This is a genomic window from Peptostreptococcus russellii, assembly GCF_003012055.1.
Lineage (GTDB): Bacteria > Bacillota > Clostridia > Peptostreptococcales > Peptostreptococcaceae > Peptostreptococcus > Peptostreptococcus russellii.
This window is the reverse complement of record NZ_JYGE01000003.1, coordinates 478969-505609: the sequence shown is the minus strand read 5'-3', so window position 1 is coordinate 505609 and position 26641 is coordinate 478969. Positions and strand designations below refer to the sequence as shown.

The following is a 26641-nucleotide window of genomic DNA, read 5'->3' as shown; positions in this document are numbered from 1 at the left end:
TATCAAGCCTCCTTTATTTTTAATTTTCTTTTCTAGGTGGCTTTGGACCTAGATACTGATAATAATAAGTCTTTAGCATACCATTATATAGTTTTCTTTTTCTAGTAGAGTCTTGACCAAATTCATATTCAAACTCTTCAAAAGAAGTAATGATGAAGTATGACCAGTTTTTAAGCTTTCTACACATATAACCAAGTTCTTTATATAGTATCTTTATACTTTCTTCATCTTCTAGTCTTTCTCCATATGGAGGATTACTTATAAGAAAGCCATATTCTTCATCACTAGTAAACTTAGTTGCATCCCCCACTTCAAATTTTATGTAGTTTTCTACACCGGCGAGTTCTGCATTATGTTTTGCTATCTTTATAGATTCAGGGTCTATATCATATCCATAAATCGTGAAGTCTTCATCGTCTTTAAGTAGTTCAAATGCTTCTTTTCTAGTATCCCACCAAATTTTCTTATCTATTGTTCTCCATTTTTCAGATATAAATTCTCTGTTTAATCCAGGTGCCATGTTCATTCCAATCATAGCCGCTTCTATAAGTATAGTACCAGAGCCACACATTGGGTCGACAAGAGTTCTTCCTGCTCTCCAAGGAGTTAGATATACTAGACCTGCTGCAAGAGTTTCTCTTATAGGAGCCTTATTAGATTTTTCTTTATACCCTCTTTTATAAAGGGCAGTACCACTTGTATCTATTGATAAAACAACTTTATCTTTATGAATAAATACAAATATAGGATATTTTTCTTTATCTTCTTTTAGCATCCCCTCTTCTTGATAATGTTCCTTAAGACTATCAACAACTGCCTTTTTTACAATAGACTGTATATCGGGAGTAGAGTAAAGTTTTGATTTAATAGAAGAAGCCTTTGAAACAGGAAACTCTGCTCCATAAGGAATAAATCTTGACCAATCTATTGATCTCGTCTTATCATACAACTCTTCAAATGATTTAGCCTTAAACTCTGCAACCTTAAGATTTACTCTCTCTGCACATCTAAGCCACATATTTGCCTTTGCGATTCCATATTTATCTGTTTTATATGTAATTCTTCCATCTTCTGTTTTCTCAATTTCAAAATCGAGAGCTTTTATTTCATTTGCCAACATTTTTTCCATACCAAAAAAACACGGCGAAATTAACGTATATTTATAATCCATAGTACCTCCAAGTAATATATTATTTTCCATATTTATATCTATAAATATCCAATATTTCAATTATATCATACAAGAGTATAACTTGAAAAGATATGCTATATTTGATTGATTCTTTTTAAACTTAATCAAATAATATTGATATAAAAATATCCTCATAGTTTTTTAAAAGTATATATTTATATAAAGTTTTATATGACTTTTTGAGTGATATAAAAAGAATAAAGTTACTTTTCTGCTGTGTAAAATTCTTTTATTACTTAATTTAAAAAAATTATACATTCTATATAAACATATAAAATCCCCACCATCGTAAATTACGACAATGGGGATTTATAATGATTGATGGATCTAACTAAAACAAAATTTCTAAACTGAAGTCTTATTTATCAATAAGCCATCTTCTATATAAAGAGTTTTATCTGCTATTTTCTTTGAAAAAACAGTATCATGAGTAATTATTAGTATAGCCATTCCTCTTTTTTTGAAGGCTTTTATAATATCAATTACTTTTTCTATATTTTCTTGGTCTAGAGCTGATGTAGGTTCATCAAAGCATAAAACTTTTGGCATCAAGGCACAACTTCTTGCTATTGCTACTCTTTGCTGCTGGCCTCCAGATAGTTCAAAAGGATAGAAATCTTTTTTATCTGATAGGTCAACCATTTCAAGTAAATCCATAGCTAATTTAATGCTTTCCTCTTTATTTTTATTAAAAACATTTATAGGAGACTCTATTATATTTTCTAAAACAGTAAGATGAGGAAATAAATTGAAATTTTGAAAGACCATTCCAACCTGACCTCTTATTTTTTTCATATCAGAGCTTTTATTAATTTGAATATCATCTACTATAATTTTCCCACTATCAAATGACTCAAGTCCATTTATACATCTCATAAGAGTAGTTTTGCCTGCACCAGATTTACCAAGTACTACGGCAATTTCTCCTGCAGAAATATCAAATGAGACTCCTTTCAAGACATTCGTACTATTAAAACTCTTTTTTAAATCTACAACTTTTAACATTTTAACACCCCTAAATATAATATGAATATTTCTTCTCAACAATAGATAGTAACTTTGTAAGTATTGCCGTCATTACTAAGTATATTACTGCTGCATATACAAATGGCATTAGACTTGCTTCTCTATTGCTTGCTGCCGTAGCTATTCTTAACAAATCATTAAGACCTAATATATATACCAAAGAAGTATCTTTTACAAGTGTTATGAATTCATTTGATATTGGCGGAAGAACTCTTTTAATTACTTGTGGAAGAATAATCCTTTTGTACATAGTTAATTTGTCAAAGCCTAATACCTGTGCCGCTTCAAATTGACCCTTGTCAATTGATTCAAGTCCAGATCTAAATATTTCAGCATAATAAGCTGCATAGTTTATTGAAAATGCTATTATAGCAATTGGCATTCTATCAAATACAAGTTTATCGCTTAAAAGCGGAAGTCCATAATATAGAAACATCATTTGTAATAATAAAGGGCTACCTCTCATAATCCAAATATAAAGGCTTGTAACACTTCTGGCTACTTTATTTTTTGAAATTCTTATAAAGGCAATTCCTATTCCTAGTGGTATTGAAAATATAGTTGTAAAAAAGAATAATTCCAATACTATCTTCACTCCATCAATCATTTATTTATTTCCTCCTAGTTACTTTTTTTAAAAATTATTTGAACCATTTATCTTCTATCTTTTTAAAAGTTCCATCTTCTTTCATTTCATCAAGAGCCTTATCAATACTTTCTCTTAATTCATTGTCGTCTTTTCTAAAGCCAACCGCATATTTTTCGCTTCCTAAATCGCCTTCAAGAACTTTATATTTTTCAGGATCTCTTTGTTTTATATAGTACTTCAATAATACTTCATCTCCTATAACCGCTTTAGTTCTTCCAATTTCTAAGTCTCTAAGGGCTTTGTCATAAGTGTCATATGTAGCAGGTTTCTTATCTTTGATGATATCTATAAAATCTTTATCATTTTCTATAGCTTCTAATGCTGAAGATGCTGCTTGAGTTCCTACTGGCTGATCCTTTAGATCCATTAAATTCTTGAATGCTTCTTTAGATAAGCTGATTGCTATTTGCTTATTATCTAAATAAGGTTTAGAAAAAGCAACTTTTTCTTTACGTTCATCTGTTACGCTGTATCCATTCCATAGACAGTCTACACTTCCATTTTTTAGAGATTGTTCCTTCATAGACCAATCTGTATTTTCAAACTTAGCTTTGTAGCCAGCTCTCTTAAAAGCTTCTTTGGCAAGGTCTATATCAAAGCCAACAAGCTCGTTATCTTTATCTAAAAATCCCATTGGAACAAATGTATTATCCAATCCAACTATTATTTCCTTATCTTTTGCAACATCTTTCGTTTTTTCTTCCTTATCTGAACCACATGCCACTAGACTCGATACTAATACTACTCCTAAAGTAGCTAGTAATATTTTTTTAAAAATTGATTTTTTCATTTTAAATACCTCCTACAGTTAATTCATTCTATTTATATTTATCAAGATTTATCTGAGTCTTAGAGTATGGAAGCCTTAATTTCGTGATGCGCGCAATTTTAATTAGAATTTTTCTAACACTTTTAATATTCAATCTTTTAAAAAAAGAAATAAAAAAAACTCCCATCCTCTGACTCTGTCAGAGGACGAGAGTATCAATTACAATACTTCGTGTTCCCACCTCTATTTATCATTACCTCACGATAATGACCTCACTAGGTACAATCATACCCTGGCACTGTAACGGGTGCTCCCGTGATAGCCTACTTAAATTCGGTACCAGACTCCGAGATGTGTTCATTATGTGTCATACATGTGCTTCTCACCAACCAGCAACTCTCTGTTTAAATCAACATAATTACTATTTCTCATCAATGTCATTAAGTTATTTTGATGTTGTATTGAGTTTATTACAAATTCTGATAATTGTCAAGTAAATTTTATAAAATAATATAAAGTTTTTAAAATTCTATTTTTTTGCCCAAGGTACAATTTCTATATCACCGAAATAAAAGTCCTTAAACCTATTGGTATACTCCCCTCTGTAGTTAATTATATATAAAATACATAATTCTATATAATTAACACCTAAAAGAATAACACTCCATATTTCTTCAAACTCTAAATCTACATTTCTTTTCTTTTTGCTAAGATGTACAACTGAGTTTCTACAATAAGTAATTAAATCAACTCCATCATCAAATGATTCTTTTATCTCATCTGAAAAACAATCACCATCTGGTATTGAATAATCAATTTTACATTTTTTTAATAGGGATCTTATATTATGGCTAGCGATGTGCGAGTCATATTCACTTTGTGAGAAAAACTCTTCTTCCTCAACCAAAACAACATAAGATAGCATTTCTAATGCAGTTTGTATAGAAATTACATTATTCCCCATATTTAAACCATTTAGTGCTTCTATATACCAATCGATTATGCTGGTAATAGCGTCATTATAATAGTCGTTTTCTAATTTTTTACACATTATGGATAGATATTTTTCAAAATTATGATAGTTGGCAATTGTGGTTGTCCATTTGAAAACAAATCTATAATCACTAGATAACATCCTATACCAAGCTCTGTATGTATTTTTGTTTTTTCTATATCCATATGCATATGGAATATTGATATACCTACCACAGGCAAAGCTCATAGCTGTAGCTATTCTATGGATTAAACCATCAATATTTTTAGTTTTAAAAGCTTCGAAATCATTTTTATATATTCTCCCAGTATGAGTTATAATACAAGCGTTCTTTGATACAAGTTCTCCATGAAGTTCTTTATTGTAGTCATAACTTTTATCTATAACAATATTAAATTCATTTATAGAGAATTCGATTCTCCCAGCATATACTAATTCCCCGTAATTTACCAATTTACCTGGTATTTTATCCATATTAACTATGTCAAATTGTATATAATCTACTGTACTATCTTTTGATTTCATCAGTAAATCATTTACATATCCTTTTATTCTTCCATTGCTAAAGGAAACAATTTCTGCGTCTATGAGTTTGTATCCTGTAATTTCTAATTTGACATTATCTAGTGACTGCTCATCAAGTTTATCAAGCAAGTCTTCATATTGGAAGACATCGGCCTTGAAATTAATTGCTACGGGGTCTGTAATTTTATAGTATATTATACCGTCACATTTTATTTGTATATCTGTATATATACAAAACTTACCGCTATATATAATAAGTTCCTCATTTATTAGATTATCCTTATAAAGTGACTCAATAGCTTCATTAGTTATATTCATAATTACCCCTTTATTAAAAATTTTTAAGAAAATAGTATGCCTTAATTATAAGGCATACTATTTTATATACTATCTACTTGCCGAATTTAAATCGATTGGCTTGAAGTCATTTTTTTCTTCAATTTTTCCATTTATTTCATCAAAGGCTGTAGAAAGCATAAGTTTAATTCTATTTAGCTGATTGACAGATGTAGCTGAAGCATCGTAATCAATAGGTATTATATTAGCCTTTTTATATTCTTTTTTAATACCTTTTATAACACCCTTTCCTATAATATGGTTTGGTAAGCAGCCAAAGGGTTGCATACAAACTATATTATTACAATCAGACTCTAAAAGTTCAAGCATTTCTCCTGGAAGCAACCAACCTTCTCCTGTTTGGTTACCAAGTGAAACAAATCTCTTAGTGTGATTTGCTAAGTCAGAAATTCTTTGAGGAGCTTCAAATCTTTTACTTTTTCTAAGGGCTGAGTAGTAAGTTCTTTGATAAGTTTCGATTATCTTAACAACTGCTTTTCCACCAACCATAGATTTAAAAGTACCTTCAAGGTTATCTTTTTTATAGACTGTATTATATGCAGCTGCTAAGAAGAAATTTAACAACTCTGGAACAACAGCCTCAGCACCCTCTTTTTCTAGTATAGAAATCAAGTCATTGTTAGCAATTGGGCTGAACTTAACTAGAATTTCTCCTACAAGACCAACTCTAGGTTTCTTTTCATTTGTTATTTCCAAATTATCAAAGTCTCTAACAATTTGATTTATATTTTGCTTAAATTCTCTCATATTTCCATTTGCCAAAGAATTTTTACATTTTTCTACCCATTTTTCATAAAGAGCATTTGCACTTCCATGGAATTTTTCATAAGGTCTAACCCTTAGTAGGACCTTCATTAAAAGATCTCCATATATTATACCCATTACTAATTTGTTAAGTAGTGATAGACTTACATGTTCTTTGAGTCCGTTATCCTCTACTCCTTGTGCACTAATAGATACAACGGCTACATTTTCAAATCCTGCAGACTTAAGTGCTTTTCTAAGAAAAGCGATATAGTTTGTTGCTCTACATCCTCCGCCTGTTTGACTCATCAATACAGTTGTATTTTCAGGGTCATATTTGCCAGATTTAAGTGCATGTATTATCTGCCCTATAACTATTATAGCTGGATAGCAAGCATCATTGTTTACATATCTTAGACCTTCTTCTATTATCTCTGAGGAATTTTCATTAAGAACAACTGCTTTTAGACCTGAATTTTGTACGGCTTTTTCTATAAACTGGAACTGTATTGGTGCCATTTGTGGCGCTAAAAGTGTATGTTCTGGATTTAATCTAGTATTTTTCTGATATTCAACAGGCTTAGGCTCTATCTTTGAAGGCTTTATTCCACTTTTTTCTCTTTCGTTAATAGCAGCCTTTAAAGATCTAAGTCTAATCTTTGCTGCACCAAGATTGTTACCCTCATCTATTTTTATAACTGTATGTATCTTTGATCTTTCATTTAGTATATCTTCCACCTGTTCAGTTGTAACAGCATCTAAGCCACAGCCAAATGAATTTAATTGAACCATATCTAAATTATCATGTTCATTACAAAAAGCCGCTGCTTTATAGAGTCTGGAGTGGTATACCCACTGGTCAACAACTCTAAGAGGTCTTTTCATATCTGCCAAATGACACACGGAATCTTCTGTTAAAACCGCCATTCCAAGTGAATTAATCAACTCTGGTATTCCATGATTTACTTCTGGGTCTATATGATATGGACGTCCTGAAAGAACTATTCCTTTTTTATTTTCTTCCGTTAAAGTTTTTACCGCTTCTTCACCCTTTTGTCTAATATCTTCCTTAAAATCATCGTATGCTTTAGTCGCTTTATCTACAGCATTATTTATTTCATTTCTTGAAATATCAGGATAATGATATTTCATAGCACCATAAATTCTCTTTTTTAATTTTTCTTTATCATTTAGTGTGATAAAGAAGTTTATAAATTTAATATTATTTTCATCTATTGAGTCCATATTACTTTTGATAACTTCTGGATATGAAGTTACTACTGGACAGTTAAAGTGATTGTCAGAATTTTTATCCTCTTTAAACTCATGAGTTATGGATGGATAAAATATAGTTTCAATTCCATTTTCAATTAAATCTTCAATATGACCATGTACAAGCTTTGCAGGATAACAAACTGTATCTGATGCTATCGAGCTTATCCCTTTTTCAAATATTTTCTTTGAAGATTTACTAGATAAAACTACTGAAAAGCCTAGTTCTGTTAAAAAAGTATGCCAAAATGGATAATTTTCATACATATTTAGAACTCTTGGGATTCCAATTTCTCCCCTAGGAGCAAGTTTTTTATCTAGAGATTTATAAGAAAATAATTTATCATACTTATACTGATACAGATTAATTACATCTTTATCTTTCCTTACCTTTGAATTAGTGTATATTGCTTCTCCAACCTCACATCTATTTCCTGAAACAAATATTTCTGATTCAGAGAATTTATTTATAGTTAAAAGACATTTATTAGGGCAACCCTTACATCTTGTTACACTTGATTCAACAGTGATGTCATTTAGCTGATTTATATTAAGTATATTAGATCTAATCCCCTTGAAGTTTTCTTTTGAAATCAATGCTGCTCCAAAAGCTCCCATAAGCCCTGCTATATCTGGCCTAGTTACTTCTCTGCCTGTAAGTATCTCAAATGATCTAAGTACCAAGTCATTGTAGAATGTCCCACCTTGAACAACCACATTTTGACCCAGCTCCTCAACATCTCTTAACTTTATAACTTTGAAAAGAGCATTTTTAACTACTGAGTAAGCTAGACCAGAAGATATATCTGCAACTGTAGCACCTTCTTTTTGAGCCTGCTTAACTCTTGAATTCATAAAAACTGTACATCTAGATCCCAAATCAACAGGATTATCAGCCGAAATACCTTCTTTTGAAAAATCAACGACATCCATATGAAGTGACTTAGCGAAAGACTCTAAGAAAGAACCACAACCTGAAGAGCAGGCTTCATTAAGTATTATTTGATCGATTACTCCGTTTTTTATCTTTAGACATTTCATATCTTGACCACCAATATCCAAAATAAAATCAACTTTTGGATCAAAGAATTTTGCTGCCTTATAATGTGCAATTGTCTCTATTTCGCCCTCATCTAATCTCAAGGCTTTCTTGATAAGTTCTTCACCATATCCGGTAACAGTGGCTCTGGATATACTTGAACCTTCAGGTAAAACTTCATAAATATTTTTAAGTATCTTTATACTCATATCTAATGGACTACCTTCATTACTTCCATAGTGAGTATACAATATATCTCCGTCTTCACTAATTAATACAGCCTTAGTTGTTGTAGATCCAGCATCTAGACCTAGAAAACATCGACCTTTATAAGTGTTTATATCACGTGTTTTTACAGTAGCTTTTGAGTGTCTATCTGTAAAATTTCTATAATCATCTTCATCTTTAAATAAAGGAACTATTTCTTCGCTATTTCCATCCTCAAGTGAATCAATAGAGCTTACTCTTTGAATCAAATCCTTTATAGAAAATGCTTCTTCTTTCTTAGATAAAAGAGCTGCTCCAAGAGCAACATATAGTTGGGCATCATCTGGGAATATAATATCTTCGTCGTCAAGTTTTAATACAGTAGAGAACTGCTTTCTAAGTTCTGATAAGAAATATAACGGCCCTCCTAAAAAAGCAACTTTACCTGCTATTTTTCTACCACAAGAAAGAACGCTTACTGTTTGCACTACTACAGAATTAAATATACTCATAGCAATATCTGATTTACTTGCACCATCATTTATAAGTGGCTGTATATCTGTTTTAGCAAATACACCACATCTAGATGCAATTGGATATATAACTTTATAGTCTTTTGCAAGTTCATTTAGACCAGAAGCATCAGTCTTTAGAAGAGATGCCATTTGATCAATAAATGCACCTGTACCACCTGCACAGATTCCATTCATTCTCTGATCAATTCCTCCAGATAAAAATGTCACCTTTGCATCTTCTCCGCCTAATTCTATTACTGCATCAGTTTCTGGATGATAGTGATTGATAGATTCTGTGCTGGAAATAACTTCCTGCTCAAACTTTATTCCTATTTTTTTTGACAATCCAATACCACCTGAGCCAGTAATTACGGTTTTAACATTTATATTACCTAATTTTTTAAATATATCTTTTAATTGATCGCTGACAGCTTTTTTTACATCAGAAAGATGTCTTCTATACTCCTTATATACAACATCTTCTTCATCCGATAGTACAACGGCTTTAACAGTCGTGGATCCTATATCTATTCCTAAATTATAGATCCCTTCCATCTTAATACCTCCTAAAATAAAAATCTAATTATTACATAAAATAATGATATAGACACCACTTTTTAAGTAGCATTTATATCCTCTTATTATAACATATATACCCAGAGTTTTAATAAAAATCGCACTAGCAATGAATAAAAGTAAATAAACTTGAAAATTAAGAATATTTCTCACTTGCCAAAAGCAAGTAATAAGCTCATTTGAAATATTTATTTTTTCTGTTTTTACTTTATTATATCTTTCAGTTTAAGTTATATTCTTTCTTAATGTTTCAAAATATACCGTTAGAAATATTAAGTTTATATATTTTATTTAGATTATAGTATGAAAAATATATACTAATATTAAAATCAACTATAAAAATAATCCCAATACAGAATTCTATATTGGGATTAAAATATTTTAAACCATTAGCTTATTTAAGCAAGATTACTTATTTAATTTTTTACAGATTAGGTTAACTAGGTCTGCAGATCTAACAGCGTATGCCCATTCATTGTCATACCAAGATAATACTTTTACAAGTCCATCTTCCATAACCATAGTAGATAATCCATCAACTATAGAAGATCTAGCGTCTCCCTTATAGTCAACTGATACTAAAGGTCTGTCTGAGAATCCTAATATACCCTTTAATTCATTTTCTGAAGCTTCCTTAAGAGCTGCATTTACTTCTTCAGCTGTAACATCCTTCTTATTTACATTTACAACTAAGTCAACAATTGATACAGTCTGAGTAGGAACTCTTAGAGAAAAACCGTTTAATTTACCCTTTAACTGTGGTAATACTAGTGAAACAGCTTTTGCTGCACCAGTAGTTGTTGGTATTATTGATGCTCCACAAGCTCTTGATCTTCTTAAGTCCTTATGAGTCTTATCTAATACCTGCTGGTCGTTAGTATATGCATGAACAGTTGTCATCATACCGTTTTCAATTCCAAACTTTTCATCGATTACCTTTGCTACTGGAGCTAGACAGTTAGTTGTACAAGAAGCATTTGATATAATATTATGTAAATCTGAATCATAATCCTTATCATTTACTCCTAGAACTACTGTTATGTCTTCATCCTTTGCTGGGCAAGTTATAACAACTTTCTTAGCACCTGATTCTATATGTCCTATAGCATCTTCTCTAGTTTTAAATTTACCTGTATTTTCAACTACTATGTCAACTCCTAGATCCTTCCAAGGTATTTCTGATGGATGATTTTCTCTAGTGATTGCTATATCTCTTCCATTTACAGATATACAGTCTTCGCTCTTTACTTCTACATCACCCTGGAAAATTCCATAACTTGAATCATATTGGAAAAGGTGTGCTAGAGTTTCTGCATTTGCTCTTGCATTTATAGCTACAACTTCAAAATCATAATCATTTGAACTTTCTGCTATTCTTAAGACTGCTCTACCTATTCTACCAAATCCATTTAGACCTACTTTTATTTTCATTTAAATTCCTCCGTATAGTATATGATAATTATATTATTGTTGCATTAATATCTAAAAAAACGATATCACAACTCAATAGTATGTAATATATTTTCTTCTTACATATTTATTGTATACTATTTATATTAATAATGCAATATATATATTCTATTTTTTAATATTTCGTAATGATTTAAGAAAAAATGCAAAATATTCTATTTTGTCAAAGAAAAACATAAAAAAATAGGAAAAAACCTACATAAATAAAGACTAAATCAAGATAGATCAAGCCTTAAATGTTTGTTATATAGTTTTAAAAGCTGAATAATCTGCTTTTAAATATGAATTTACTTATATTGTGATACACTATATAAAATTATGCTGCTAATTTTTCATCTGCTTTTTCTGCTAAGATAGTTTCCGAAATAAAAGCATTCTCATTTTTATATAATAAGTCTATCACTTGACCACTTGTTATAACAGCTATTATTGAATAGACCATTGTGTCCAAAGGTAAATATATAAGTGAAAGTAATAAAACAGAGATATCTGTTAATAAATATATTACACCTATTCTCCATTTTGATATCTTTGATAGAACAATAGCCAATACATCATCTCCACCAGATGCACCACCTGCATTCATTATTATAGCACACCCTACTCCTACGCATAGGCCACCTAAAATAGCAGCTATAATGTTATTATTAATCGTAACTAAAAATCCTACTTTTTCACATATGGCATACATAGTTGAAAAACATAGAGATGCAAATATAGTAAATCCGAAAAATTCTTTTCCGAAAAATTTAAATCCTAATAAAATCAATAATCCATCTATTATAACATTTGATATAGACGGATTTACATCAAATAGATTTTTAAGAATTAGAAGTATTCCTAGTACTCCTCCTTCTGTAATGCTATTTTGATAATAAAAATTATATACTCCAAACGATAATATAAAAGTACCAATTGTCATTAGACATAACTTTTTTATAACACACCGTTTGTCCATAAAAATACCTTCCTTTTCTTTTGCAATAAAATGCAATTACTTCTTTATGGAAGCGCTACCTACCTAATATTCATTTGTTAAGCTTAACGTTAATTAATTATACATAAAAAAAAGACTCTTTACAATAGCAAAAATACTATTTCAAAAAAAGACTTTTTTCGTTAAGTTTTTGACTTGGATTTAAGGCTTTTTAAGCTCGAAAATAAAAACTATTTAAAAAGCTTTTGAATTCAACTGTTATAGAGTTTTTAACTAATAAGTAAATTTATCAATATAACTAAAAAATTTAGTATCTATGAACTTATGTTTTTTAAATTTTTTTATTTGTTTACTATAACTAAACCACGGAATCACTTGCTTTTACAAATATCCACCCATTTTATAAAATTCTGAGAGTATTTCATCAACTCTTCACAGTTGAGTTCTATTGCAGAATTAGCACTACCTGCCGCTGGGAAAGATGTTTCAAATCTTTTTAAAGATTCATCTAAATAAACAAATACATTATCTTTTATAGCAAATGGACATATTCCTCCAGGCAGATGTCCTATAAGTTTCTCCGTGTCTTCATAAGGAATCATCTTTGCTTTACAGGCAAATTCATTTTTATATTTTTTATTATCTATCTTCATATCACCTGAAGTTAAAACTAAAATTAATGAATCATTTTTTATAAAAGCAAGGGTTTTGGCGATCCTAGCCTCTTCTGTCTTGAGTGCCATAGCAGCTAGTTCTACAGTTGCGCTGCTCTTATCAAAAACTATAATATCATTGTCTCTTTTAAAAGCTTTAAAATACTTTTTAACATTTTCTAAACTCATAACAACCTCCATAAAATTATAAATAGTACTATTATAATTATATCACATATTTATGAATTTTCCGATAATTATATTTAAACTTCAAAATATAATCTTATTTGAAGTCTAAATATCAATTTTTATAATATCTTTTATATAAGTTATCAGCTGATATTCCCTTTCTATATTGATATTGGAAAATTTGCATATCCAACATTGTTTTTAAAATACCTATAAAGCTCAATAGCCCTTTATTGAATATCCCCTTATTTGAATAATATTTTCTAGAAGAAGTTATTATTTTAGAATCTATTTGTTTTAAATCAGTGATTTTTTTGGCCTTTATAGACATTTCATAATCTTCCATAAGAGCTATTTCAGGAAACATTCCAAGTAGTTCAAACATATGCCTTGTAAAAAACATCCCTTGATCGCCAAAAGCGATTTTTCTATTTTTAGCTCTTCTCCTAGACATATATCCACATATTTTCATCAAAAGTCTACTATCATCAAAATATATAGATAAACAACCAAACTCCACATTCTTATTAATAGAGTCTATAATCTTTGAAGCAAAGTTTTCTTCTACAATACTATCACAGTGAAGAAACATTACTATATCTCCATTTGAATGTTTGTAACCTTCATTCATTTGAATGGATCTTCCCTTAGCAGATTGAACGTACTTAAAGACAGTGCTATTATTTTTCCTATCTGCTTCAACTATTTCTCTCTTAGATTTATAGTCATTCGATGCATCCGAAAAGATAACCTCATAAATATTATCTATATTTTTCAAGTTGTTTATTATTTTTTTTACATTTTCAAACTCATTATATATTGGAATTATAATTGATAATTTTCTATACATTCATCATACCTCTAGTTTTATAAGTATTTTATTATGAGTTGCTAATAACATATTAAATATACTATATAGCAACTCAAAGTTAAATATTTATAAAGTTTTCTACTATATTATCTATAAAGCTAATATTTAAATAGCCTTGTAGTTTTTTAAAAGTAAATTCATTTATAAGTTCTTTTTCATTCTTATTATATTCTACCCAAGCCATAGAGCACCAAGTTAAACCTCTCAGACAGTTGAATATTATATAATCATATACTTTTCTTTTGAATTTTATAAAATCATCATCTTTTTTATCTTGAACATCTAAACTATTGTAAATGAGATAGTATTCATATAAAAATGAATCAATTTCATCTCTATTAAATACGATATCAGTCTTCCAAAAACTAGTTGTTGGGGCTAAAAAATGTCCCAAATCTTGTTCTTTTTCCCCTATAATTGGTTTTTCCCAATCTATTAAGTAACAGTCTTTATTATTTACGATGAAGTTAGAAGAGTTGACCTCGGTATTTATTAAGGTTTTATCTAGATTAAAAAGTTCTTTGGAAGAAGTTTTCTTATCTTCTAATATACTTTCCACTTTATTAAAAACAAGTTTTATTCTTTTATCTACTCTACTATCAAATAAATCGCTATCGAGATATTTTTGATACATAGAGTAACATTCATCTAATATAGCCTCAAAAGGATTTTCTGCTTCTATAAATTCAAAATTTCTAATCTTATTATATTTATGTACTCCAGCCAAACAATTTGCTGCTTTATCTAAGTCAATTTTATAGTCTAAGCTTCTGCCTTGAAGAAATTCCATTACAAGATAATCTTTATCAATTAAGCTTTTGGAAGTATCTAGAAAAATTGCTTTTGGAGTAAAAGAACTATCTTTTAAATACAAAAGAGCTTCATATTCATACTCTAATTGATTTTCTAAATTCATTTGACTTCCATAATTTACTCTAAAAACTGCACTTTCATTTATTTCTTCTATTTCATGATATTTTATCACAATATTTATTTTATAGTTAAAATTGTACTCACCATTTGCAAGATTTTCTACAGATACTTTATAACAATAAAAGTTCAGGGGAAAATTTCTCCCCTGAGCATATTTTTCTATAAATTCTGCTGTATTTACAAGCTTTTTCACCTTATCAATATTAAGCATTGATTTTCTCCTGATATCCTAAACTTTTCAAATATTTTAATGTGTTTTTACAAGAGTCTTTGTCATATCTTCCTGAAGTTACGAGCATATGCAAGTCTTCACTTTCATCTAAATCTAAAAGCTTTTCATTTATATGTACTGTATTTCCAGACTCAAATGCAAGATTTAAAGTATTTGAAAAAACATTTCCTTTTTTAAAACCTTGTAATTTAAAAACATCCTTATTTGGAGCATTCAGCCCAATTAAGCAGTATCCATAATCTTCTGTCGGTGTTATAACAAGGTCATTATCTCTTAATTTATCAAAAGAGCTGTTTATATATCCAGAAGTAATCTCTGGAATATCAGCTCCAATAAGAATTACTTGATCATATCCTCTATTAAAAACATTTTCCATAGCAAAAAACATTCTTTCCCATATATCAGCATCTTCTTTTTGAAGGAACATTTTGTTTTTAACAGTAAAAATTTCTGATATTAAACTTTTATCTCCATTTGGTGTGAAGGATATAAAAATATCAGCATCTACTGATTTTGCTGTTTCGTTTAAATCTTTTAACATATTTATATGAAGAGAAGCACATTCATCTTGGGCAAGCTTTTTTTCCAATCTTGTTTTTGTTTTGCCTGCAATTGGTAGCCTAGTAAAAATTATTAGACCTCTTTTCAAAATTAATACTCCTCCTATTTACTTTAGATTATTATCTGAAAATTTACTTTCTTGATTAGAAGACTCTTTAGTTAAATCTATAATTTCATGATCATCATTATTTATAAAGATATATTCTTCATCATCTTTATTTTCATCGTTTACAAAGTCATCTGTAGATGTAAATTTATCTTCAGTAAATGAATTCTCAACATTTAGTTTTGTATCAATCATTTCATCTATGCAGTCACGTAAATCTTCTAAATCTTCAACGTCAACTGAATCAACGTCAAAGTCATCATCTGTTATATATTCATCTAAAAAATCTTTTATTTCATCTTCTCTTTCTTTATATAGCTTATAACCGACAGCTCCAGCTACAGCTCCTAGCACTACTCCTAAAAACATTTTTTTCATAGTCTTTACCTCCTGCATAATAATGTATTATCCTAAGTCAAGTCCACATTCTTCAAGAAACTCAACTGGCTTTTCAAACATAAACTGAAGATGATCCATACCATCTACAATTTTAATTTCACCTGATTTAAGTTTTCTTACTTCAGGCAGATTTACTTTTGCTTTATCATTTTCTCCAAACAAAAATTTAACTTCTGTTCCCTTCCTATATAGTTGTGAAGGTAATATATATTCATAACATGAAAAAGAAATATCTCTAAGTGTTTTTTCATCCATACATTGATATACTTTCATACAATATTCTTCATCTTTGTTTGTAAGATATCTGTATTTAACGGACTCCTTTAAAGCCTCAAGACCTTCTCTTTTTATTTTTTTAACCATTTTTCTCATTTCATGATAAAATAAAAGACCATGAAATTTACTATTTTTAAGTGCTGGCGAATCAAGCGCAGCATTATCTATCTCTAACCATTGCTCTTTAAGTATTTCAAAAGCAACTGATGATCCATATGAGGATCCAAGCAAGAAATGTATGTGCTTAATGTCATTTTCCTTTAACCACTCTATTATTTCATCTGCTTGTTCTCTAGTTGATGTAAAATCCGTGTGTGGGTATGTTAGTCCATTTAAATTAGGTACTACCACATAATATTTTTCAATCAATATTGGAAGTATTGATTTATAGCTGGTAACGCCTGGGTAAAAAATACTGTGTACTAATAAAGCCACTGGCTTCTCAGGATTACCAAAAGTATCTACTTTCATTTTTTCCTCCTAAAAATAAATTAGTAATAATTAATAATGTTATTTATATCCACTAATATACATCTTAAGGTATTAATTGTCAATCACTTAATCATAATGATTTATTTTTTTATTTCCTTGCAAAGTTCTATATATTTCTAAAGTTTTATACCGTTTTCCTAAAAGTATTTTCAAGGATTTAGTAATATTTATCTAGGTAAATTAAGCTTTATATATAAAAATATTAGTGATTTTTGCTAAAATATATTTTTAAGCATAGCATTTATTCATATTTATTAATATTGTTTAGCTATAATTTAAAAGTATATATTGCCTATTAAATATATACTTAAGTCCTATATATAACTCAATAAGTAAAATGCTGACGGAATTATAAAAAATAATTCATCATTTTTATAGAATTTGATTGAATATAAGCTGTAGTAAATTATAAACTAATTGTATATTAAAGATATTTTTTAAAAAATTGCTCTTAATATATTCATTGAATATAAATTAATACAAAAATATTAGATCTCACTACCTCCTGCTATTAATATAGCTTTAAAAAATAAAAATTACAAAACTAGATTTCCATTATCTATATTATACGCAAGATTTGCTTTAAAATCAAATATACACTACTTTACAATAAAGATATTCTTTTAAAAAATAAGCAGCTTTTCGTTTTAAACTAAAAAGCTGCTTATTATAGATTTATTAATATTAGTTATTTTCATTTTTTTCAATACTTTTTATAAAAAATGCTTCATTTGAAACCGAGATATCACAACCAAAAGCAAGTAGTGATAAAAAAACTTCATTTTCATAAGAATCATTAAAAATATCTTTATCTCGATTCTCACCAACTATTATCCAATTCACCTTGCTATCTAACTTGTCCGTTACAATCCCAGACCTTAATTGAATGCTTTCTATCAGTTCATCATTTGTAAGTGATAAAAAATCATTATATATATAGAAATATTGATTTGAAAAATCTATTTTTTTGAAACTTTCACCTTCATAGATATATGAAGGATTATATTCTTTTTTGAAAATTTCAATTACTTCATCACTGTCAAATATACGAATATGACTTCCCTTCTTATTCATATTAATAATTTTTCTTAATTTTTTATCTTCTAAATTAATATTACCAATAGAAAACTCTTTCTTTTCTGATATATAATAATCTGTTTTTATGCCTAGTCTGTTACTTATATGGGCATCTATAAGATTCAATTGATTTACTATATACTCTTGATCATTTTTGCTTATCTTATTAGATATTACTACATTGGTACCATTTAAAACCTCTTCACAGTTGCCATGTTCAAACATATATTTTTTTAGGTCTGACCATCTTTTTTTATTTAAAGATCTCATTACCTTATTTTTTAGTATCTTTGTTTGCTTTTGTTGTCTAATTGTATTCCAAGTAATAAAATCCTCATTTACAGAGTTTGGATACTTCTGTTTCAACTCTTTTATCAAGGCTTCATAGCATAAGTAAGTTCTATATGCATCTGATTTAGCCCTATGTATATCTTGATTCTCAATTCCAAATCGATTGCATAGATTTACCAGTGAATATTCCTTATTATCTAGAAAAAGTGCAATTACAAATGTGTCTAGATAATTGTTAGTAAGTTCTTTCTTTAGAACTCTATTGAATGATTTATTTATAATAGTTAAGTCATTTCCCATTCCGTGTCCAACCAGTACGGATTCCCCTATAAATTCATAGAATTCCTTGATTACATTTGCTTCATTTTTAGCACTGCTAATCATTTTATTATCTATTCCAGTAAGATTTTCTATAAATTTATCTATGTAATAAATCTTTTTTCCGTTTTTCTCACAAAAAGACTGAACCTTTCTTCTTCTTTTGCTAAACAATCTATATCTAGGTGGTTTGACAAGTGTGCTATATTCATCAATAATTTTCCCATCTGAAATCTTAAATGCACTAAGCTCTATTATATAGTTAAACTCAGACGTTCCTGTAGCCTCTAGGTCTAAAACAACATATTCCCTTGGAAAATACGTACAAGTACTGTACTTATTTTTTGTAGTTGTCAATTTATATTCCTCCATTTTTTAAGTTACTATTCTATTATAGCATATATAACAATCAATAAAATAGACTTTTTAATGAAAGAAAATAGTAATTATTGGCAATAAAAAAAGCACCCTTTTAAAAGTGCTTTTTATTTTAAAAAAATTAATTAACTCTTGAATTAGACCTTCTTCTAGCAGCTTCTTGATGGTATATTATAGCATTTAACTTATAACCTATAGTTATTGCCATACCACAGAGATAGAGCCATGTTAAAAGTATTATAATTGATGATATGCTACCATAAATTTCTTTTGATTTAAAGAAATAATTCGCATAAAATGAGTATATTAAAGAAAATATCAACCATAACAATGTTGTTGTAATCGCACCCGGAATAGCTTGCTTGAACTTTAAGTTTCCACAAGGACCAAGTGTAAATAAATTTATAAAAATATATATCATAACAGCTATCGGGATTAAATATCTCATTAAGTTGTAGAGCAAATTCAATATAAAGAAATCACCTACAACCTTTCTAAATAAAAAACTCAGTTTATTACCATATACTAAAAATGCAACACATAATAAAGTTACTATAAAAAAACCAACTGCATATACAATGCAGAAGATATTTAGTTTTATAAACGACCTCGTTTCTTTAAACCCAAAAGCCATGTTTTGTCCTTTAATCATAGACTTTACTGCCTTAGAAAAAGTCCATGTAGCCAACATGAATGAAAAAAATAACAGGTGTAAACTTCTATTACTTACAGCAGATGTTATAAGAGTTTGAACAATTATAAAAGCCTCGTTTGGAATTAATTGAGCTAGTGAGGTCTGTATTTTGATCAAATTAACATCTGGTATATATGCTAAGGCACAGATTATAAATATCATTGAAGGAAAAATTGACACGGTTAAATAAAAAGCCATCTCAGCTGTCCTTGAATATAAATCTGGTAGATTAAATTGTTTAATTAAAGGCTTGAGTATTAACCAAATTTTTTGCATGTCAACCTCCTTTAGCTTTATTTTATCATATTGGCTAGTCTTTTGCACTTAAATATTTTATTTACGATATAAAAAGATAAAATAATTTATTTTTAAAAAAACAAAGCGCAATATTGATTATAATAAACAAATATATACGCTTTATAAGTTTTTCTATTCTATTAAATTTTAAATTTACCCTTGCTTACCTTCTTACTTAATTAATATATAGTAATCATAATGATTATTTTAACTTAATGTTTTTTAGTAGATTAATTAATTGATTTTACTATATCTAAAACAAAAGTATCGATACTATTTAATCTCTCAGTAGCAATTTTATCGGATTTATCATGAGTACCTATGTAAATCTTTATCTTTGGTTCAGTTCCTGATGGTCTTAAGGCTATCCATGATCCATCTATTAGATAGTATTTTAGAACGTTTGATTTTGGAAATCCATCCACACCCAACTTAAAATCTTCTAACTTTAAAACATCTATAGATGCAATCTCTTTAAGTGGATTTTCTCTTAGATATTTCATTATTCTATCTATTTTTTCACTACCTTCTTTGCCTTCTAGGTATATTGAAGTTGTTTTTTCTCTATAAAATCCATATTTTTCATATAATTCTATTAAAGCTTCGTATAGGCTTTTACCTTTACTTCTATAGTAAATCGCCATTTCAGCAATCATTAGTGTTGCAACAACTCCATCCTTATCTCTGCACTGATCGCCAATTAAGTATCCATAACTTTCCTCATAACCCATAATAAAAGTTTTTGAGCCATCACGAGCATATTGAGTCATTTTATCACCCATAAATTTAAATCCAGTTAAAATACTTACAACATCTACCCCATTAGCTTTTGCTATATCAGAACCAAACTCAGAAGTAACAATTGTTTTAATTATACAAGCATTATCTGCTAGTCTATCTTTTTCTTTTAATCCTTCAATTACATAGTCTGTTAAAAGACCACCGATCTGATTTCCAGTAAGAAGTACTACTTCGCCCACTGAATTTTTAACAGCTACACCAACTCTATCACAATCTGGATCATTGGCAATTAATATATCTGCGTCTTCTTTTTTAAGTAAATTTATACCACGAGTAAGAGCTACACTTTCCTCTGGGTTTGGAGTCTTAATACCTGCAAAGTTTGGATCTGGCATCTCTTCTTCTGGAACTACGATAACATTTTCAAAGCCACTATCTTTTAGAACTCTTAAAACTGCTACTCTACCTGTACCGCATAAAGGAGTATATACAACCTTAAAGTCTTTTGCATAATCACTTATCATTTCTTTTCTTATTAGATTTTTTTCGACTGCTTCTATAAAGTCATCATCTATGCTTTTATCTAAAAGAATCATCATTGAGGAATCTTCCTCTTTGAAAGTTGGAATATCTGAAAAATCCTTTATTGATTCAATTTCATTTAGTACTTTATCTGCAACATCTGGCATAATCTGTGCACCATTTTCACCATAAACTTTATATCCATTGTATTGTGGTGGATTATGACTGGCAGTTATAACTATACCACCAATACAGTTTAACTTTCTAACTGAATAAGAAAGCATCGGTGTAGTTCTTAGATTGTCAAAATAATATACTTTGATTCCTGCTGAAGCAAATGTTTGAGCTACTTCCATACAAAACTCTCGAGACATATTTCTATTATCATGTGCTATTACTATTCCTCTTTCGCTTGCATCAACATGATTATTTAAAAAATACTTTGCTAGTCCATAAGAAGTCTTTCTGATTGTATACAGATTCATCCTATTTGTACCAGCCTCCACTATACCTCTAAGACCTGCAGTACCAAATTCTAAATCACGATAGAATCTGTCTTCAATTTCTTTTTCATCATTTTTAATTGATAAAAGTTCTTCCTTGGTATCTCTATCAAAATAATCTGATTCAAGCCAATTATTATAAATTTTCATATAATCCATAAAATCACCCCTTATGTATTTTTATTATTTCAATCTTATTCTTATTTTAAGCTTTTTCCCCACTTAAGTAAAGAAGAGTTTTTTAAATTCTGAATTTTTATTTAATAATCTTTCATAAAAAGTTTACTTAATAAAAGTTAATATATGCTATAAATACCAAAAAAAAATAATAACTATTTATATCTAGCTTTCTATACTTATTATATCTAGCTTTCTATACTTATTATATCTAGCTTTCTATACTTATTATATCTAGCTTTCTATACTTAAAACTAATTTTTCTATTTAAAAAAGGAACCGATTGAAATCGATTCCTTTCCTTTATTTTAATAATAAATTAATTTTCTTTTTCTTCTGGCCACATTTCTATTATATCTTTTAATTCTGGTATTGTATTTTTATAAAATATAGGTTTACTTATACCATTTTTCTTTTGTAAAGTATAATCATTAAGTGCAGAATATGCATACTTACCAAGAATTATAATTACTGTTAAGTTTAGAAGTGCCATCAGTGCCATAAATAAATCGGCAAAATTCCAAACAACTTCCATTTTTACTAGTGATCCATAAAACACGAATAAGCATACGAAAACTCTTGTAGCATTTAGTATTATCTTTTCTTTCTTTTTATTTCCATTGCACATAAACTGTATATTTGATTCTCCATAGTAATAGTTACCTACAATTGAAGAGAAAGCAAATAAAAATACACACACTGATAGGAATATTCCACCAACTGGTCCAAGATGGAAATTTAGAGCTTCTTGAGTAAGAAGAATTCCTTCGTTTGCACTAGCTCCATATCCACTAAATAATAATACTATAAATGCAGTACAGCTACATATAACAATTGTATCTGTAAATACACCTAGTGATTGAATCAATCCCTAAACTACTGGATGAGAAACATCAGCAGTAGCTGAAGCATTTGGAGCAGAACCCATACCAGCTTCATTTGAGAATAGTCCTCTCTTTGCACCAGTAAGTATTGTTGTCATTAAACCTGCCCCTGTACCAGCAAGAAACTCTTTTGTACTAAAAGCTCCTACAAATATTGATTTGATTGCTGAAGGAATAGCTGGTAAATTCAATAAAATAACTATTAATGCAACAGCTATGTATAATAGTGCGAATATTGGTACTATTATTTCGCTTACTTTAGATATTCTATGAACTCCACCAAATATTACCAAGGCAGTTAAAACAGCAATTATAAGTCCTAATACTGTTCTGTTTATTCCAAATGAATTGTTAAGTGCAATTGACATTGTATTTGCCTGAACAGCATTAAATACAAAGCCATATGTTACAGTTATTAATATTGCAAATACTACACCTAACCATCTTGCATTTAAACCTTGTTCCATATAGTATGCTGGCCCACCTTTTGTTGCAGTGCCATTTGGAACCTTAAAAATTTGAGCAAGTGTAGCCTCAACAAAAGCAGATGCTGATCCAATAATGGCTATTAGCCACATCCAGAAAATCGCTCCTGGTCCACCACCGACTATTGCAATTGCTATTCCTGCTATATTTCCAGTACCAACTCTAGAAGCAGTACTTATACAAAAAGCTCCAAAAGATGATATTGCTCCCTTTGATTTTGCATCCTTGATACTTTCCTTATCAATCAAAAGCTTGAACTGTTCTTTGAAATACCTAAATTGCACAAAGCCTGTCTTGACTGTAAAAAACAAACCTGCTCCTACTAGAAGTATTATCAGTACTTTTGACCATAGCAAGTCACTAAAAGACATTAGCGCGCTATAAATCCCATTTATAATTCCCATAAAATCCTCCTCTAAGCAATGTTACCTTAAAATAAATTTTCTAAATAACTCTAAATAACATTGTAAAAATAAATTATTCATAATTTATAACTATTATACAATATTATACCCATATTTACAATATTTTTTGCATAGTTTTTAAAATCAATTGCATTATTCTATATTTTTAACAAATTACATAATATTTATTATTTGTGTCATATTTACATTAAATACTAGGAATACTTTTAAATATAATAAATAAATATAGCTATAATAATATTTTTTAAAGTAAATTGCCTGTAAAAGCACTGAATTTTCTTAAAATAAATTTAATATTTTTATTATTAAAGTGTGCTGAAAATAAAAAAAAGATAGGATAAATTAAATCCTACCTCTTTTTATTAGCAAATTATATTACACTTTATGAAAGTGTTTTTTTAAAAGTTGTAATTTTACTGAAAAAATCAACTTACTTAGCTGCATTTAATCCAGCTACTATTTTTTCCTTAGGCATAAAACCAATTTCTCTATTTACTTCCTTACCATCTTTAAAGAATATAACAGTAGGAACTGTATTAACTCCAAACTCCTGAGCTAATTCCATACTCTGATCAATGTCTACCTTTGCAAAGAAAGCTTCATCCTTATTTTCTTCTGCTGTCTCTGCGAAAACTGGTCCTAACATATTACAAGGTCCACACCAAGTTGCGAAAAAGTCTATAACTGCAACTCCCTTATTTTCCTTTACATTCTTAGCGAAATCCTGTGCATTAATTACATTTGCCATATCATTACCTCCAAAATTTTTATTTTATCGATTTTATCGTATTCTTATATTATATATAATACCATAAAAAAGGTCTTTCAAACATTTTTAATTAAATAGTAATAAAAAATCTTACATTTTTTTCTTGTTAGATTTTTTCTTTTTTACTTCCCTGCCTCTAGCAAGGTCTATTATAAAGCTCGTACCCTCTCCTAGAGTAGATTTAACCTTAATGTGCCCTCCCAAGGTATTAGTTATAATAGCTGCAATAGAAAGCCCTATCCCAGAGCCCTCTATCTCTGTTGCTCGAACACTACTGCTTCTAAAGAACCTTTCAAATATATGTTTTTGATCATTTTCAGATATTCCAATACCAGTATCTGATACTATTATTTGAATTCTATCTCTCCCCTTCTCAGACGATTTTATAGTAATAAAATCACCCTCTTCAGTATATTTAAAGGCATTATCTATTAAAATTCTTATAAGATTTGTCATTTTATTTCTATCTGTATAAATATTATAATTTTTCATGTCTATACTATAATCAAATGTTTTATTTTGATACTCTGCTATTTCATGATAGCTTTCAAATATTTCAGCAAACAAATCTTCTATGCTAAATAGACTATTATTTACAGATACAATTGATTCTTCCTTAGTAAGAGACAATAGTTCTGAAATCATTTTTTTAAGCTGCCTAGTTTCTCTCATAGCCACAGCAACTGTTTCAGCCTCATCTTCAATTGTAGATTCAGGAGTTTTTAAAAGACTTTCCAATTTTGATTGAATAATTGCCACTGGTGTACGAAGCTCATGAGATGCATCTTGAACAAATTTAACTTGGTTGTTCCAGGACATTTCAATAGGTTTTAATGCTTTTTTTGAGAGATATTTTGCTATAATATATACTAGCAATAAAGAGAAAAAGTCTGCGGAAATTAAAAGAACTAGCATATGACTAAGACTTTCTTTTTCTGAATCAATATTTCTCATTATTCTAAATTCATAATGATCATTTTTTATAATCGCAGTTCTAAAATTATATCCATTGTATCCCTCAAAGAAATTTCCATAATCTCTATTTATAGTATTTAAAGGAACACTTCCACTAAAATATCTATTCTGTGTATAATAAATAACTTTATTACCTTCATATATATACACTATATCTTTAGGATCTTGAAGTACAATTGGATCCATTATAGACTGACCACTAAATTGATTGTTTACAAAATGAAATTCATCAAGCAAAGCTCTATCTATTGTATTATATATACCTACTTTAAAATAATTATATATAAAAAAACTCATAAGAATCATAAAAATTTCAACAACTAGCATAATATTTATAATTAATTTTTTTCGAGTTTTTATAAATACATTATTGTTTATCATCTAGTATATATCCAACCTTTCTTTTTGTCTTAATATATTTATCATATCCATATTTTGATAATTTTTTTCTTAGGTTACTTACATATACTTCTACAATTTCAATGGTTGCATCTGAGTCTATCCCCCAGATTCTATCATATATTTGTTCTTTCAATAAAATAGAACCCTTATTTAAAACAAAGTACTCTAACAATTTAAATTGTTTATTTTGAAGTTCTAATTCTTCTTCATTTACATAAACTGTGTTTTTCTCAGAGTCTATCTTTAAATCTTTAAATTCTAGATATTTATTATCTTTTATTTTACCGTTTGTCCTTAGTATTGCAAAGACTCTAGCGACCAATTCATCCATATAAAATGGCTTTGTAAGATAATCATTGGCACCAAGTGTAAAGGCCTCCATTTTGTCATCCAGAGACTCCTTAGCTGTTAAAATCAGTATAGGAGTATCTATCCCCTGCTTTCTTGCTTCTTTTAAAATAGTTATTCCATCCATATTTGGCAACATTAAATCTAAAACTACTAAATCATATATTCCTTGTGATATTAAATATAGACCCTCTTCTCCATCTATACATGTTTCTATTTCAAAATGCTTGGATAACTCTTTTTTCATATCATTTTGAAGAGTTTTGTTATCCTCTACTATTAATATTTTCATTTTTTTCATCTCCTTTACAAGATTAAAGCTAAATTATTTTTTATTTTGGATGTGTTTTTAATTATATCAATATCAAAT

20 protein-coding genes, 1 pseudogene and 1 other annotated feature are annotated in these 26641 nt (G+C 28.8%); all 21 genes and pseudogenes read right to left on the bottom strand.

Translation table 11 applies throughout. The annotated features are described in order from the left end of the window. Nucleotides 1-19: 19 nt before the first annotated feature. Entirely contained in the window at nt 20-1171 is a 1152-nt protein-coding gene (locus tag UF10_RS04190) for a THUMP domain-containing class I SAM-dependent RNA methyltransferase (protein WP_106776560.1), read from the bottom strand. Nucleotides 1172-1537: 366 nt separating this feature from the next. Continuing rightward, nucleotides 1538-2197 (bottom strand): amino acid ABC transporter ATP-binding protein, encoded by a 660-nt coding sequence (locus UF10_RS04185; RefSeq protein ID WP_106776559.1) that lies wholly within the window; start codon nt 2195-2197, stop codon nt 1538-1540. Between the two features lie 10 nt (nt 2198-2207). Beyond that, the gene (locus UF10_RS04180) at nt 2208-2825 is read right to left on the bottom strand and encodes an amino acid ABC transporter permease (protein WP_106776558.1); all 618 of its coding nucleotides are present in this window, start codon (nt 2823-2825) and stop codon (nt 2208-2210) included. A 34-nt stretch (nt 2826-2859) separates the two neighbouring features. Next, on the bottom strand, nt 2860-3657 hold the full coding sequence (locus tag UF10_RS04175; protein WP_106776557.1) for an amino acid ABC transporter substrate-binding protein: 798 nt from the start codon (nt 3655-3657) through the stop codon (nt 2860-2862). Between the two features lie 178 nt (nt 3658-3835). After that, nucleotides 3836-4080, bottom strand: a binding site (T-box leader). An 85-nt stretch (nt 4081-4165) separates the two neighbouring features. After that, nucleotides 4166-5473, bottom strand: a complete 1308-nt coding sequence (locus tag UF10_RS04170) for a hypothetical protein (protein ID WP_106776556.1) — start codon at nt 5471-5473, stop codon at nt 4166-4168. 69 nt (nt 5474-5542) lie between these two features. After that, nucleotides 5543-9844, bottom strand: coding sequence for a 2-hydroxyacyl-CoA dehydratase (locus UF10_RS04165; RefSeq protein ID WP_106776555.1), 4302 nt, complete (start codon nt 9842-9844; stop codon nt 5543-5545). A gap of 429 nt (nt 9845-10273) precedes the next feature. Beyond that, entirely contained in the window at nt 10274-11296 is a 1023-nt protein-coding gene (gene gap / locus UF10_RS04160) for a type I glyceraldehyde-3-phosphate dehydrogenase (RefSeq protein ID WP_106776554.1), read from the bottom strand. A gap of 355 nt (nt 11297-11651) precedes the next feature. Beyond that, entirely contained in the window at nt 11652-12293 is a 642-nt protein-coding gene (locus tag UF10_RS04155) for a YitT family protein (protein ID WP_106776553.1), read from the bottom strand. A gap of 350 nt (nt 12294-12643) precedes the next feature. Next, nucleotides 12644-13114: a YbaK/EbsC family protein gene (locus UF10_RS04150; RefSeq protein WP_106776552.1), complete on the bottom strand. Its 471-nt coding sequence runs from the start codon at nt 13112-13114 to the stop codon at nt 12644-12646. 112 nt (nt 13115-13226) lie between these two features. Further along, entirely contained in the window at nt 13227-13964 is a 738-nt protein-coding gene (locus UF10_RS04145; RefSeq protein WP_106776551.1) for a TIGR04283 family arsenosugar biosynthesis glycosyltransferase, read from the bottom strand. A gap of 79 nt (nt 13965-14043) precedes the next feature. Next, nucleotides 14044-15129: a phosphotransferase gene (locus UF10_RS04140; RefSeq protein ID WP_106776550.1), complete on the bottom strand. Its 1086-nt coding sequence runs from the start codon at nt 15127-15129 to the stop codon at nt 14044-14046. Next, a complete protein-coding gene (locus UF10_RS04135; protein ID WP_170062446.1) occupies nt 15122-15799 on the bottom strand; it encodes a TIGR04282 family arsenosugar biosynthesis glycosyltransferase in 678 nt (225 codons plus the stop codon). The genes UF10_RS04140 and UF10_RS04135 overlap by 8 nt, the downstream gene beginning before the upstream one ends. Before the next feature lie 18 nt (nt 15800-15817). Then, nucleotides 15818-16195, bottom strand: coding sequence for a hypothetical protein (locus tag UF10_RS04130; RefSeq protein WP_106776548.1), 378 nt, complete (start codon nt 16193-16195; stop codon nt 15818-15820). Between the two features lie 27 nt (nt 16196-16222). After that, complete coding sequence (locus UF10_RS04125; protein WP_106776547.1) at nt 16223-16963, bottom strand: alpha/beta fold hydrolase; 741 nt, start codon at nt 16961-16963, stop codon at nt 16223-16225. 705 nt (nt 16964-17668) lie between these two features. Beyond that, nucleotides 17669-19027, bottom strand: coding sequence for a 3'-5' exonuclease (locus UF10_RS04120; protein WP_170062445.1), 1359 nt, complete (start codon nt 19025-19027; stop codon nt 17669-17671). 142 nt (nt 19028-19169) lie between these two features. Then, nucleotides 19170-20018, bottom strand: coding sequence for a YihY/virulence factor BrkB family protein (locus tag UF10_RS04115; protein WP_106776545.1), 849 nt, complete (start codon nt 20016-20018; stop codon nt 19170-19172). A gap of 251 nt (nt 20019-20269) precedes the next feature. Beyond that, nucleotides 20270-21964, bottom strand: coding sequence for a phospho-sugar mutase (locus UF10_RS04110; RefSeq protein ID WP_106776544.1), 1695 nt, complete (start codon nt 21962-21964; stop codon nt 20270-20272). Between the two features lie 337 nt (nt 21965-22301). Then, a pseudogene (locus UF10_RS04105) lies at nt 22302-23723 on the bottom strand (alanine/glycine:cation symporter family protein). Between the two features lie 484 nt (nt 23724-24207). Beyond that, nucleotides 24208-24525, bottom strand: coding sequence for a thioredoxin (trxA, locus tag UF10_RS04100; RefSeq protein WP_106776543.1), 318 nt, complete (start codon nt 24523-24525; stop codon nt 24208-24210). A 111-nt stretch (nt 24526-24636) separates the two neighbouring features. Then, complete coding sequence (locus tag UF10_RS04095; protein WP_106776542.1) at nt 24637-25902, bottom strand: sensor histidine kinase; 1266 nt, start codon at nt 25900-25902, stop codon at nt 24637-24639. After that, nucleotides 25889-26563, bottom strand: coding sequence for a response regulator transcription factor (locus UF10_RS04090; protein ID WP_106776541.1), 675 nt, complete (start codon nt 26561-26563; stop codon nt 25889-25891). The genes UF10_RS04095 and UF10_RS04090 overlap by 14 nt, the downstream gene beginning before the upstream one ends. Nucleotides 26564-26641 lie beyond the last annotated feature (78 nt).